Here is a 12,387-nt window from a genome sequence, read left to right on the forward strand (position 1 = left end):
AGTGCCCATCAAGAATCGACTCTCCGAGATGCAGCCCGAGATCGCCGCCTGGCGGCAGGACCTGCACATGCATCCGGAAATCCTGTTCGAGACTCACCGGACCTCGAGGCTGGTGGCCGACAAGTTGCGGGACTTCGGGTGCGACGAGGTGACCGAGGGGATCGGGCGCACCGGCGTGGTGGCTGTCATCAAGGGCAAGGCAAATGGCTCGGGCAAGGTGATCGGGCTCAGGGCCGACATGGACGCGCTGCCGATCAACGAGCAGACCGGGCTCGACTATGCCTCGAAGACGCCGGGCGCGATGCATGCCTGCGGCCATGACGGCCATACCGCGATGCTGCTGGGGGCCGCGAAGTACCTCGCCGAGACCCGCAACTTCGACGGCACCGTGGTGGTGATCTTCCAGCCCGCCGAGGAGGGTGGCGGCGGTGGCCGGGAGATGTGCGAGGACGGGATGATGGAGAAGTGGGGCATCCAGGAGGTCTACGGGATGCACAACTGGCCGGGCCTGCCGACCGGCAGCTTTGCCATCCGGCCCGGCGCCTTCTTTGCCGCGACCGACCAGTTCATCATTGATATCGAGGGAAAGGGCGGCCATGCGGCCAAGCCGCAGGAGACCGTGGATTCGACGGTGGTGGCCTCGCACACGGTGCTGGCGCTCCAGACCATCGTGAGCCGCAACTCGGACCCGACCAAGGAGGCGGTGGTTTCGGTCACCAGCTTCGAGACCTCGAGCAAGGCCTTCAACGTGATCCCGCAGCGGGTGGAACTGAAGGGGACGGTGCGGACGCTGAGCGCCGACACCCGCGCGCTGGTGGAGAAGCGGCTGCCGGAGATCGCCGAGAAATGCGCCGAGATGTTCGGGGCCAAGGCCAAGGTCACCTACATGCGGGGCTACCCGGTGATGGTGAACTCCGAGGAGCAAACGGCCTTTGCGGCGGAGGTTGCGGCCTCGGTGGCGGGCGAATGCGCGGAGGCACCGCTGGTGATGGGGGGCGAGGACTTTGCCTTCATGCTGGAGGAGCGGCCGGGGGCCTATATCCTCGTCGGCAATGGCGACACCGCAGCGGTGCATCACCCGGAGTACAACTTCAACGACGAAGCGATTCCGGCGGGTTGCAGCTGGTGGGCGGAGATCGTGGAAAAGCGGATGCCCGCGGCCTGAGGCCGGGTGACCGGGATCTGTGCCGTCAGCCCGTTCTGACGGCACAGGCACGACCCGGGCACAGTGTTTTCATACGTCTTTTGACATGGGTGGCGCGGGCCAAGGCGGCGCGCGATGACGCCGGTGTGGCGTGGCGGCCCGGGTGTGGGGGCGGGGAGATCCTCGGGTCGGGCCCGAGGATGACCTGTGCGTTGGGGGCTTGGGGGTAGATCCTCGGGTCGGGGCCCGAGGATGACCTGCCGCAAGCCGAGGCGGAATGCGCCGGGGTCAGCCGTAGATGGCGGTGCGGGCGATCCGGCTGGCGTCTTCGGGGAAGAGGCCGAGGTCGAGGGCCACATCACGCGGCATGGAGGCGATCTCGTCGCGGGTGCGGACGTAGGCGCGGTGCTTGGCGTAGGCGGCGCGAAGGGTGTTCAAGACGGTCATCGGTGCTGTCCTTTCTCTGATCAGTCTGTCCTCTTGTGATGCAGAGATAGTCATGCTGCAGCGCGGCACAACGGACAGTTTGCGCTAACGGGATTGCGCTGGCTGCATGGCTCAAGGGCAGGAGCCATGCGTGAGGGTCAGAAGGGGGAAAGGGCGCCGATCTGCACCAGCCCGCGCAGCACCGCATCTACCGCAACGGCGGCCAGGATCATGCCCATGACGCGGGAGATGATCGAGGCCCCGGCCGGGCCGATCAGCTTGAGGATCGGGGAGGCGAGGTAGAGAAAGACGAGGGTGACGGCGAGGATTACCAGCAGGATGCCGGCCGTCTGCGCCTGGTGGCTGATCGAGAAGCGGTCGTTGTCGGTGAGCACCACGACGGCCAGCATGGCCCCGGGCGAGGCGATGGAGGGTATGGCGACCGGGTGGATCGCCGTCTGGGTCGTGCTCTCCTCGGCCTCGGCGATCTCGGCCTCGGGCTTGCCCGGCCCGAAGATCATCGAGAGCGCGAAGAGGAAGAGCACCAGCCCGCCGGCGATCTGGAAGGAGGGCAGGCCGAGGCCGAGCGCCTCGAGGATCACCTGGCCCGCCACCATGAAGGCCAGCAGCACCGAGCCCGCCACGATCACTGCCTTGATCGCCACCTTGCGCCGCGCACGGGTGGTGAGCCCGGCGGTGACGGCGAGGAACACCGGCACGGTGCCGATCGGGTCGATCACGACCCAGAGCGTGATGAACTCTTGCAGGAGCTGTTCGAAGGGGAGCATGGGCGGCGGTCACCGAGGATGAGAGGTGCTGGCATCCACCGGCTGGGGAGGCACAAGAAAAAGGGGGCTGCCGCTGATGTAGCGGCAGCCCCCTCGCTGTGCAATGCGGCGTGGTGTCAGATGAGCTTGCCCATCGCCACGGCGGTGTCGGACATGCGGTTGGAGAAGCCCCACTCGTTGTCATACCAGCTGAGGATCCGGCACATGGTGCCCTCCATCACCTTGGTCTGGTCGAGGGCGAAGGTGGAGCTGTGCGGGTCGTGGTTGAAGTCGATCGACACGTTGGGCTGATCGGTCACGCCGAGGATGCCCTTGAGCGGGCCTGCGGCGGCGGCCTTCATCGCCTCGTTGATCTCTTCGACCGTGGTTTCGCGGGCGGCCTCGAAGGTGAGATCCACCACCGAGACGTTGGGGGTGGGCACCCGGATCGCCACGCCGTCGAGTTTGCCGTTCAGCTCGGGCAGCACCAGGCCCACGGCCTTGGCCGCCCCGGTGCTGGTGGGGATCATCGACATGGCGGCGGCGCGGGCGCGGTAGAGATCCTTGTGCATGGTGTCCAGCGTCGGCTGGTCGCCGGTGTAGCTGTGGATCGTCGTCATGAAGCCCTTGGCGATGCCGATGCTGTCGTTCAGCACCTTGGCCACCGGTGCGAGGCAGTTGGTGGTGCAGGACGCGTTGGAGACGACGACGTGATCGGAGGTCAGCGTGTCGTGGTTGACGCCGTAGACGATGGTGGCATCGGCGTTCTTGCCCGGCGCGGAGATGAGCACGCGGGAGGAGCCGTTCTCGAGGTGGGCCTGGCAAGCCTCCTTGGAGGTGAAGATGCCGGTGCATTCCATCACAACGTCGACATCCTTCCAGGGCAGCTCGGCCGGGTTGCGGATGGCGGTGACCTCGATCGGGCCGCGGCCCACGTCGATGGTGTTACCCTTCACCGTGACCTCGCCGGGGAAGCGGCCGTGCACGCTGTCGAAGCGGATCAGGTGGGCGTTGGTCTCGACCGGGCCGAGATCGTTGATGGCGATCACCTCGATATCGGTGCGGCCCGATTCGATGATGGCGCGGAGCACGTTGCGGCCGATGCGGCCGAACCCGTTGATTGCAACCTTGACGGCCATGAGAACCTCCTTCGTGAGTGTTAACGCTAACATTGCGATTGCGGGCCGCATGTCAAGCCGACGCGGCACAGACGCGGGCTGAAGACAGCATACACCGGAGCCGACAAAGGGCGAGGGGGCAGACGCGCGCCCCGGGACCGGCGCGAAAAATTTTTTGGAACGGATCGGCGCGCTGCCGTGTTGGGGAGGCAATGACGGTGCAGCGGCCGGCCAATGGTGGCCCCGCGAGGCACCGACCCCGATACAGAGATCGGGGACCAAGACGATATAGGAGTGAATCCGATATGAAACGCCTGATGATGACCGTTGCCGCCGTTGCCATGACCGCTGGTGCCAGCTTTGCCATGACTCCGGACCAGCTGCGTGACGCGGTCGCCGCCAACCTGACCGAATTCGCGCCGGAAGTCGAAGTCGAAACCCTGACCGACGACCAGATCCGCCTGATCTACGTGGCCACCTCGGACTCCGGCAAATCGGCCGGTGAGAAGAACATGGCCGTTCAGGAGATCATCGAAGGGACCCGCGCCGAATATTACGCCGATCTGGCCGATGGCGACATCGACCTGGAGCTCGACGTGAACAACATGCGCGAGATCCTGCAAGCCAAGCTCGACATTCGCGGCTGGGACTACCAGGTGTCGGAGCTCGACGACCAGGAAGTCGCCGCGCTGGCGCAGGCCTTCAACAACGGCAACTCGCCCGCCGAGATCGAAGCTGCCGTGAAGAGCGCCTTCGAGAGCTGATACGACGCTTCGCGCAACGCGAACAGGGGGCCGTCCGGTTGGGCGGCCCTTTTCGCGTGGGTCAGCGCCAGAAGGCCATCCACTCGGTGAGGGCGGCGAATTTCTTCAGCAGGAAAAGGGTGGCGGCGGCGTCGTTGAGCAGGCCGTCAGCCAGCAGGGCGGCGAGGATGAGGGCGAAGACGATGATGGCGAGCCGGTTGGTCATGGGCCTGCTGTAGAGATGGAATGTGGCGATTTCCAGTCGGGGCAGGGCAAGGCTCGCAACGGCCCCGGTCGGGAGCCTTGCCTCGGGTGGTGCAGATCGTTCCTGGCGCGGGCAGCAAGGCCCGGCGGGGCTCAGTTCAGGCGGCCCATGTGGCCGGCGACGTCGGCCATGCGGGCGGAGAAGCCCCATTCGTTGTCGTACCAGGCCAGCACGCGCACGAGGCGGCCCACCACCTTGGTCTGGTCGGGGGCAAAGATGGAGCTTTGCGGCGTGTGGTTGAAGTCGATCGAGACCTTGGGCGCGGGGTCGTAGGCCATGACCATGCCCATGTGCCCGGCGCAGGCCTCGCGGACAACCTCGTTGACGTTGTCCACACTCACGTCGCGGGCGGCGGTGAAGGTGAGGTCGACCGCCGAGACGTTGGGGGTGGGCACGCGCATGGCGGTGCCGTCGAGCTTGCCGGCGAGCTCGGGCAGCACCTCGCCGAGGGCCTTGGCGGCGCCGGTGGAGGTGGGGATCATCGCCATGGCGGCGGCGCGGGCGCGGTAGAGATCCTTGTGGCGGCGGTCGAGCGTGGGCTGGTCGCCGGTGTAGCTGTGGATCGTGGTCATCAGGCCCTGCTCGATGCCGATGGCGTCGTTGAGCACCTTGGCCAGCGGCGCGAGGCAGTTGGTGGTGCAGGAGCCGTTGGAGACCATGCGCTCGGTGGGCCGCAGGGCGCGGTGGTTGACGCCGTAAACCACCGTGCGGTCGACGTTGCTGGCGGGGGCGGAGATCAGCACCTTGCCGGCGCCGCGCTGGAGGTGGATGGCGGATTTGTGGCCGTCGTTGAAGGTGCCGGTGCATTCGAGCACCACGTCGCAGCCGCCCCAGTCGAGCTCGGCGGGGTCGTAGCTGCTCATCACGTCGATCGGGCCGCGGCCGAGGTCGATGGCCTTGTCCTTGACGCGCACCTCGCCGGGAAAGCGGCCGTGCACGGAGTCGTAGCGCAGCAGGTGGGCGTGGGTCTCGATGTCGCCGGGGGCGTTGATCCGGACCACCTGCACATCGTTGCGCGCGCTCTCGGCGATATGTGCCAGCGTGCAGCGCCCGATCCGGCCAAATCCGTTGATCCCGATGGTGATGGTCATGGTCGCGCTCCCTGCTTGCCCTTGGGGAGGCGGGTAGCATACCGGCGCATACCGGGGAAAGTGCAGGAAATCAGCGTGTTAGCGTAAACATCGCCTGTTAGCGATAGCAGTTTGCGCAAACGCGCGCATTGCGGCCGCGTGGCTTGCCACCGGCCTCCGAATCCTTACCTTGCGAGGGGCGGAACAGGGAGCGGACATGAGCGGACTTCTGGCACTTCTGGACGACGTGGCGGCGATTGCAAAGCTGGCGGCGGCCTCGATCGACGATATCGCCAGCCAGGCGGCCAAGGCGAGTGCCAAGGCGGCGGGCGCGGTGATCGACGACGCGGCGGTGACGCCGAAATACGTGCACGGCTTCGAGCCCAAGCGCGAGCTGCCGATCGTGTGGAAGATCGCGCGGGGCTCGATCTTCAACAAGCTGGTGATCCTGCTGCCCGCGGCGCTGCTGCTTTCGGCCTTCGCGCCTTGGCTCATATACCCCTTGCTGATGGTGGGCGGGGCCTACCTGTGTTTCGAGGGGGCGGAGAAGGTGTGGCACGTGCTCCATCCAAGCTCGCACCATGTGGATATCCATATCGAGGGGGATGTGGCGCATCTGGAGGAGCAGAAGGTGAAGGGGGCGATCAAGACCGACTTCATCCTCAGCGCCGAGATCATGACCATCATCCTCTCCAACCTGCCGACCGACTACAATGTCTGGTTCCAGGGCGCGGCGCTTGCGCTGGCGGGGCTGATGATCACCGCGGCCGTCTATGGCGGGGTGGCGGTGATCGTGAAGGCCGACGACGTGGGCCTCCACATGGCCGAGCGCGGACGGCTGGGGCTGACCCGGGCGCTGGGGCGCGGGATCGTGGTGGGGATGCCGGGGTTCCTGAAGCTGCTGATGATCATTGGCACCGCGGCGATGCTCTGGGTCGGCGGGCAGATCATCATCCATTCGCTGGCGGTTCTGGGCTGGCACGACCCGGAGCACTGGGTGCATGACATCGCGGTGGCCGCGGCGGCGCAGGTGCCCGAGGGCGCGCAGGGGATCGTGGAATGGGTCGCGGGCGCGGGGGTTGCGGGTGTCTTCGGCCTGCTGCTGGGCTTCGTGCTGATCCCGGTGGTGCAGCTGGTGATCGCGCCGACATGGAAGGCGGTGCGCGGGTGAGGCCGCGGGCGGCGGGTTGCGCCCACGCCGGGGCCGCGCCGGACGGCCGCGTGGGGCGCAGATGGCCCGCCCCGTGGAGGTCGGCATGATGTGGCAATCGGTGGCGCTGCTGGTGGCGCGGCTGCTGATCGCGGCGCTCTTCGTCGGCGGTGCGCTGCAGAAGACCCAGCCGCAGGCGGTGATGGACCTGCTGGCGGGCCGGGGCATGCCGTCGTGGCTGGTCTGGCCGGCGCTGGCCTTCAACGCGGGCGCGGCGCTGTGCCTTGTGCTGGGCGTCTGGGTCACGCCGGTGGCGCTGGCGCTGGCGGCCTATTGCGCCTTTACCAGCATGTTCCACTACATCCCCAGCGACCCCTGGCAGATGACCATCTTCGTGAAGAACTGGGCGATTGCGGGCGGCTGCCTGGCGCTGGCCGTGGCCGGGCCGGGGCGGTTTGCGCTGGGGGGGTAGCGCGGTCGTCCTCGGGCCTGCTCCGAGGACCTCTTGGCGGAAGATCCTCGGGGCGGGCCCGAGGATGATGCTTTTGGAGGACGAGGGCGGCGCTGTGGCCTCCGCCTCAGAGCAGGCTCTTGACCTTCTCGGCCACGGCCTCGGCGGTGATGCCGAAGTGCTCGTAGAGCTCCTCGGCGGGGGCCGACGCGCCGAAGGACGACATGCCGACGAAGCCCGCCTTGGCCTCGCGACCGCGCTCGCCCAGCAGCCACTGATCCCAGCCCTGGCGCACGGCAGCCTCGACGGCCACGCGGACCGGGCCGCCGGGAAGCACGCGCTTGCGGTACTTCTCGTCCTGCTGCGCGAAGAGCTCCATCGAGGGCATGGAGACCACGCGGGTGCCGATGCCCTCGCCCTCGAGCAGGGCCTTGGCCTCCATCGCGATGCTCACCTCGGAGCCGGTGGCGATGAGGATGGCCTGGCGCTTGCCCTCGGCCTCGGCGAGCACATAGGCGCCCTGTTCCGTCAGGTTCTTGCCCTTGTGGTCCTTGCGGACGGTGGGCAGGTTCTGCCGCGAGAGGGCCAGCACGGAGGGCGTGCCGGTCTGGCTCAGCGCGATCTCCCAGGCCTCGGCGGTCTCGACCGCATCGGCGGGGCGGAAGACCAGCGTGTTGGGCGTGGCCCGCAGCATGGCGAGGTGCTCGACCGGCTGGTGGGTCGGCCCGTCTTCGCCGAGGCCGATGGAATCGTGGGTCATGACGTAGACCGGCGCGACCTTCATCAGCGCGGAGAGCCGCATGGAGGGGCGGGCATAGTCGGTGAAACACATGAAGGTGCCGCTGTAAGGCTTTACGCCGCCATGCAAAGCCATGCCGTTCATCGCGGCGGCCATGCCGTGCTCGCGGATACCGTAGTGGATGAAACGGCCCTCGCGGTTGTCGGCGGAGAAGACGCCGAGATCGGCGGTCTTGGTGTTGTTCGAGCCGGTGAGGTCGGCGGAGCCGCCGATGGTTTCGACCATCACCGGGTTGATCACCTCGAGCGCCATCTCGGAGGCCTTGCGGGTGGCAACCTTGGGCTGCTCGTCGGAGATCTGCTTCTTGAGGGCGCGGACCACGGCGGAGAGCTTGCGCGGCACCTCGCCGGCCTGCTGGCGGTCCCATTCGGCGCGCTTGCGCTCGGAGAGGGCGCCGAGACGGACTTCCCAATCCTTGCGATCCTGCGCACCACGGGCGCCGATCTCTTCCCAGGCCTTCTTGAGGTCGGCGGGGATGGTGAAGGCGGGCGAGGTCCAGCCGTAGGCCTTCTTGGCGGCTTCGAGCTGGCCGGCATCGGTCAGGGCGCCGTGGCCCTTGGAGGTGTCCTGCGCGGCATGGCCCAGCGCGATGTGGGTCTTGCAGGCGATCATGGTGGGCTTGTCGGAGGCCTTGGCCGCCGTGATCGCCGCGTCGATCGCCTCGGGGTCGTGGCCGTCGCATTGCAGCACGTTCCAGCCCGAGGCCTCGAAGCGGGCCACCTGGTCGGTCGAGTCGGAGAGCGAGACCTTGCCGTCGATGGTGATGTCGTTGTTGTCCCACAGCACGATCAGGCGGGAGAGCTTGAGGTGGCCGGCCAGCGCGATGGCCTCCTGGCTCACGCCCTCCATCAGGCAGCCGTCGCCGGCGATGCACCAGGTGTAGTGATCCACCACCTTCTTGCCCCAATGGGCGCGCTGGCTCTCCTCGGCGATGGCGAAGCCGACGGCGTTGGCGATGCCCTGGCCGAGCGGGCCGGTGGTGGTTTCGATGGCGTCGGCGAGGAAGTTCTCGGGGTGGCCGGCGGTGCGGGCGCCCTTCTGGCGGAAGTTCTTGACCTGGTCGAGGGTGATCTGGGCGTCGCCGGTGAGGTAGAGCAGCGAGTAGATCAGCATCGAACCGTGGCCGGCGGAGAGGATGAAGCGGTCGCGGTCGGGCCAGTTGGGCGCCGAGGCATCGAACTTCAGGTGCTTTTCGAAGAGCACGGTGGCGACATCGGCCATACCCATCGGCGCCCCGGAGTGACCGGAATTGGCGGCGGCGACCGCATCGAGCGTGAGCGTGCGGATGCAGGCGGCCTTCATCCAGTGATCGGGATGTGCAGTGCGAAGCGCGTCGATGTCCACGGAATGTCCCCTTGGTTCGGCTGTGATGCGTCGTGATAGCAGGCTCGGGGCCGAGTTCAAGGCGGCATCATGCCTGCATCAAGGCCGCGCGGTAAGTGTCTGGAACAAAAGGGGCGCATTCCGTGCAGCCATTGGTTACACTCGGATCAGCCGGCGTGCGTGTCGATTCGGGGCGCGCAGCGCCGGAGCGCGACAGGTGCAAGAGAAAAGAGCGGTGGGTCACATCGCGGGGGACGGCAGAATGACAGAAATATCAACGCTTGAGAGGCGGCTGACCGCGGCGATGGACCGGATCGGCGCGGCGGTGGCCAGCTATGACAGCAAGCTCGCCGGGCCGAGCCCCGAGGAGATGCGGCGGCTGGAGGCGCAGGTGCTGCAGCTGCGGCAGGCGCTGGAGGCAGAGCAGACCGCCAACAGCCAGCTGCGCGAGCGGATCGACGCGATGAAGGCGCTGAAGGAGCGCCAGCAGGACCGGATCGCGGAGCTGGAAGAGGCCGAGGCGGCGCTGCGGGCGCGGCAGGCCGAGGATCGGGAAGAGCTCGATGCGGTGATCGCCGCGCTGGAGCCGCTGCTGGGGGAGGCCGCTCATGGCTGAGGTCGACATTTCGATTGGCGGACGGACCTTTCAGGTGGCCTGCCAGGAGGGCGAGGAGCACTACCTCCGGGGCGCGGCAGAGTTGCTGGACCGCGAGGCCAGCGCGCTGGTCAAGCAGATCGGGCGGCTGCCGGAGGCGCGGATGCTGCTGATGGCCGGGCTGATGCTGGCCGACCGCACCGCGGCCTTCGAGGAGAAGGCGAATGCGGCGGAGGAGCGGCTGGCGGCGCAGGACAAGCTCATCGAGGAGATGAAGGCGATGCCACGACCCGAGCCCTCCCGCGTGGAGGTGCCGGTGGTTCCGCGCGAGGTGGAGGAGTTCCTGGCCGAGCTGGCCGCGCGGGCCGAGAGCCTTGCCGCCCAGGCGGAGGAAAAGGCGGGCTAGGGCGCTGCCCGCGTCGTCATCCCCGGGCTCGACCCGAGGATCTCCCGTCAAAAGGACCTGGGGTCAAGCCCGGGGATGACGTGGCCTTTGACGGGGCCTTGACGGTGCCTTTGACGGGGCCTTGACGGGGCCTTTGACGGGGCCTTGACAGTGCGCAGCGCACGCATCGCTTCATAATTCTTAAAGCAGATCGGGAATGCTCACCGGCGGTTCGAGGATACGCCGGAGGCTTCCATGCCCACTGTCGACGAGATTGCGCGCGAGATCGTGGCCCGCGAAGGCGGCTATGTGAACGACCCCGACGATCCGGGGGGCGCGACGAAATACGGGGTGACCATCGGCACGCTGGCGCGGCTGGGGGTGGACCTCGATGGTGACGGGCGCACCACGCTGCGCGACGTCAAACGGCTCACCGCCGAGCAGGCGCGGGCGATCTTCATCGAGCATTACTTCAAGCGGCCGCGCATCGCCGAGCTGCCGGTGGCGCTGCATGCCAGCGTCTTCGACATGCATGTGAACGCCGGGGCGCAGGCGGTGAAGATCCTGCAGAGGTTGCTCACACGCATGGGGCAGGCCTGCACGGTGGACGGCGTGATCGGCCCCCAGACGATCGCCGCCGCGCGGGCGGCGTTCGAGGCGGCACCGGGGCACCTGGCCGACGCCTACGGGATCGCCCGGCGCAACTATTACTACGGTCTTGCCGATGCCCGGCCGTCGAGCCGCAAGTATGCCCGGCGCCGCGATGGCGGCAAGGGCGGGTGGATCACCCGCGCCGAGGAGTTCATCAGCCCGAGATACCACCTGACGGAGGCCGAGCATCGCGCCCGGGTGGCGGCATGGGGCTGATGGAGGGGGTGTTGACGGCGGTCTTCGGCGGGGGCCGCAACCGGCTGGCGGAGACGGTCGAGGTGTTTCGGGAGAACGCCGAGGCGGGGGCCGCGCGGGCCGCGGCCTACCAGGGGGCGGCGCTCGATCAGTTCGGACGCGAGTTCATGATCGAGCGCCGGGGCTGGTTTGACCGGTTCATGGACGGGCTGAACCGGCTGCCGCGCCCGGCGCTGGCGCTGGGCACGCTTTTTCTGTTCGTCACCGCCCTGGTGGACCCGATCTGGTTTGCCGCGCGGATGCAGGGGATCGCGCTGGTGCCCGAGCCGCTGTGGTGGCTGATGGGGGCGATCGTGAGCTTCTACTTCGGGGCGCGGCACCAGGCGAAGGGGCAGGAGTTTCAGCGCTCGATCGCCGCCGCGGTCGCGCTGGCGCCGCAGGTGCAGGCCAACATGGCGGCGCTGGCCGCCTTGCAGGCGGGCGCGGGGAGCGCCGTGCCGGAGGAAGAGACGGCGCTTGAGGCCGCGAACCCGGCGCTGGACGACTGGCGGGAGCTGCGGCGTGGTGCCTGATGCGCTCTGGGTCAGCCTGCTGACGGAGCACGGGCCCTGGGTGCTGCTCGTCTTCCTGCTGCTCTTCAAGGACCACAAGAAGGACGAGACCACCCGGGCCGCGCTGCACCGGAACACCGAGATCATCATCGAACTGACCACGCTCATCCGCGAGCGGCTTCCGGGCCGGGCGGGGGGCGAGAAATGAGCTGGCTGCGCGGGCTGATGCGGCGGCTGCTGCTGGGCCGGGCGATGAGCCGCGAGACCGACCGCAACCGCGCCGCCGCCGATGCGCTCGACGCGACGCTGAAGGAGATGCTGGGAAAATGATGCGTGCATTGGGGCTTCTGGCCGTCATCCTGCTGGCGCTCGGGCTTGTCTCCCGGCCCTTTGGTCCGCCGGCGGCGCAGGAGCTGGCGCGGGTGGCGTTGGTGGCCATGGCCGCGACGCTGGCGGGCACCTTCCTCTGGCTCTGGCGCGAGAAGGCGACGCCGCTGGCGCTGGCGATGACCTTCAGCTGGGCCGGGGCCTCGGCGCTGATGGGCTGGCGGCTCGTGCAGGACCTGCTGGGCCATCCGCTGTGGATGGGCGAGAGCCCCATGCTGCTGGGGGTGCTGGGCGTCTATCTCACCGGGACGCTGCTGCATGTGGAGGCGATCCGCCGGGCCTTCGGGCTGGGGCAGGTGGCGCTGGTGTTTCTGCTCGGGGGCACGCTGGGGGCGGCGGTGCTGGTGTTGGGCGTGCTGGGGTAGGG

General features: G+C 68.0%; 17 protein-coding genes. 11 read left to right on the forward strand and 6 right to left on the reverse strand.

Annotated elements, in window-relative coordinates:
- The first annotated feature begins 1 nt into the window (after position 1).
- Positions 2–1,165 carry a M20 aminoacylase family protein gene (locus tag BUR94_RS05455; RefSeq protein ID WP_074255218.1) on the forward strand — a complete coding sequence of 388 codons (1,164 nt, stop codon included), beginning with the start codon at positions 2–4 and terminating at the stop codon, positions 1,163–1,165.
- A gap of 267 nt (positions 1,166–1,432) precedes the next feature.
- Here the strand turns inward: BUR94_RS05455 and BUR94_RS20625 are convergent, their stop codons facing one another.
- The 3 genes from BUR94_RS20625 to gap (BUR94_RS05465) all read right to left on the reverse strand — a co-directional run bounded on the left by BUR94_RS20625 (position 1,433) and on the right by gap (BUR94_RS05465) (position 3,476).
- Positions 1,433–1,591 carry a hypothetical protein gene (locus tag BUR94_RS20625; protein ID WP_175570425.1) on the reverse strand — a complete coding sequence of 53 codons (159 nt, stop codon included), beginning with the start codon at positions 1,589–1,591 and terminating at the stop codon, positions 1,433–1,435.
- A 137-nt stretch (positions 1,592–1,728) separates the two neighbouring features.
- Positions 1,729–2,358, reverse strand: coding sequence for a MarC family protein (locus BUR94_RS05460; protein WP_074255219.1), 630 nt, complete (start codon positions 2,356–2,358; stop codon positions 1,729–1,731).
- Positions 2,359–2,474: 116 nt separating this feature from the next.
- Positions 2,475–3,476 (reverse strand): type I glyceraldehyde-3-phosphate dehydrogenase, encoded by a 1,002-nt coding sequence (gene gap / locus BUR94_RS05465; protein WP_074255220.1) that lies wholly within the window; start codon positions 3,474–3,476, stop codon positions 2,475–2,477.
- A gap of 284 nt (positions 3,477–3,760) precedes the next feature.
- On the opposite strand from gap (BUR94_RS05465), the gene BUR94_RS05470 reads away from it, so the two are divergent.
- Positions 3,761–4,219 (forward strand): hypothetical protein, encoded by a 459-nt coding sequence (locus tag BUR94_RS05470; protein ID WP_139301225.1) that lies wholly within the window; start codon positions 3,761–3,763, stop codon positions 4,217–4,219.
- A 61-nt stretch (positions 4,220–4,280) separates the two neighbouring features.
- On the opposite strand, the gene BUR94_RS05475 is transcribed toward BUR94_RS05470, so the two are convergent.
- Both BUR94_RS05475 and gap (BUR94_RS05480) read right to left on the reverse strand, forming a co-directional pair.
- Positions 4,281–4,424 carry a glyceraldehyde-3-phosphate dehydrogenase gene (locus tag BUR94_RS05475; RefSeq protein WP_074255222.1) on the reverse strand — a complete coding sequence of 48 codons (144 nt, stop codon included), beginning with the start codon at positions 4,422–4,424 and terminating at the stop codon, positions 4,281–4,283.
- A gap of 131 nt (positions 4,425–4,555) precedes the next feature.
- Entirely contained in the window at positions 4,556–5,554 is a 999-nt protein-coding gene (gene gap, locus BUR94_RS05480; RefSeq protein ID WP_074255223.1) for a type I glyceraldehyde-3-phosphate dehydrogenase, read from the reverse strand.
- Positions 5,555–5,750: 196 nt separating this feature from the next.
- Here gap (BUR94_RS05480) and BUR94_RS05485 point away from each other — a divergent pair, with 196 nt between their 5' ends.
- Positions 5,751–6,704 (forward strand): DUF808 domain-containing protein, encoded by a 954-nt coding sequence (locus BUR94_RS05485; protein WP_074255224.1) that lies wholly within the window; start codon positions 5,751–5,753, stop codon positions 6,702–6,704.
- A gap of 61 nt (positions 6,705–6,765) precedes the next feature.
- Positions 6,766–7,155, forward strand: a complete 390-nt coding sequence (locus BUR94_RS05490) for a DoxX family protein (RefSeq protein WP_245794380.1) — start codon at positions 6,766–6,768, stop codon at positions 7,153–7,155.
- Between the two features lie 106 nt (positions 7,156–7,261).
- Here BUR94_RS05490 and tkt read toward each other — a convergent pair whose 3' ends face one another.
- Entirely contained in the window at positions 7,262–9,277 is a 2,016-nt protein-coding gene (tkt, locus tag BUR94_RS05495; protein ID WP_074255226.1) for a transketolase, read from the reverse strand.
- A gap of 241 nt (positions 9,278–9,518) precedes the next feature.
- Here tkt and BUR94_RS05500 point away from each other — a divergent pair, with 241 nt between their 5' ends.
- The 7 genes from BUR94_RS05500 to BUR94_RS05525 all read left to right on the forward strand — a co-directional run bounded on the left by BUR94_RS05500 (position 9,519) and on the right by BUR94_RS05525 (position 12,385).
- Positions 9,519–9,872 carry a hypothetical protein gene (locus BUR94_RS05500; RefSeq protein WP_139301226.1) on the forward strand — a complete coding sequence of 118 codons (354 nt, stop codon included), beginning with the start codon at positions 9,519–9,521 and terminating at the stop codon, positions 9,870–9,872.
- Positions 9,865–10,257 carry a cell division protein ZapA gene (locus BUR94_RS05505; protein WP_074255228.1) on the forward strand — a complete coding sequence of 131 codons (393 nt, stop codon included), beginning with the start codon at positions 9,865–9,867 and terminating at the stop codon, positions 10,255–10,257. The genes BUR94_RS05500 and BUR94_RS05505 overlap by 8 nt, the downstream gene beginning before the upstream one ends.
- Positions 10,258–10,491: 234 nt before the next feature.
- Positions 10,492–11,103, forward strand: coding sequence for a holin-associated N-acetylmuramidase (locus BUR94_RS05510; RefSeq protein ID WP_074255229.1), 612 nt, complete (start codon positions 10,492–10,494; stop codon positions 11,101–11,103).
- On the forward strand, positions 11,094–11,654 hold the full coding sequence (locus BUR94_RS05515) for a holin family protein (protein WP_074255230.1): 561 nt from the start codon (positions 11,094–11,096) through the stop codon (positions 11,652–11,654). The genes BUR94_RS05510 and BUR94_RS05515 overlap by 10 nt, the downstream gene beginning before the upstream one ends.
- A complete protein-coding gene (locus tag BUR94_RS05520; RefSeq protein ID WP_074257595.1) occupies positions 11,647–11,841 on the forward strand; it encodes a hypothetical protein in 195 nt (64 codons plus the stop codon). Before BUR94_RS05515 ends, BUR94_RS05520 begins: the two co-directional genes overlap by 8 nt.
- On the forward strand, positions 11,838–11,963 hold the full coding sequence (locus BUR94_RS21020) for a hypothetical protein (RefSeq protein WP_281249196.1): 126 nt from the start codon (positions 11,838–11,840) through the stop codon (positions 11,961–11,963). Before BUR94_RS05520 ends, BUR94_RS21020 begins: the two co-directional genes overlap by 4 nt.
- Positions 11,960–12,385, forward strand: coding sequence for a hypothetical protein (locus tag BUR94_RS05525; protein ID WP_074255231.1), 426 nt, complete (start codon positions 11,960–11,962; stop codon positions 12,383–12,385). Before BUR94_RS21020 ends, BUR94_RS05525 begins: the two co-directional genes overlap by 4 nt.
- Positions 12,386–12,387 lie beyond the last annotated feature (2 nt).

Origin of the sequence: Vannielia litorea (genome assembly GCF_900142295.1) — a bacterium.
Classification (GTDB): Bacteria; Pseudomonadota; Alphaproteobacteria; order Rhodobacterales; family Rhodobacteraceae; genus Vannielia; species Vannielia litorea.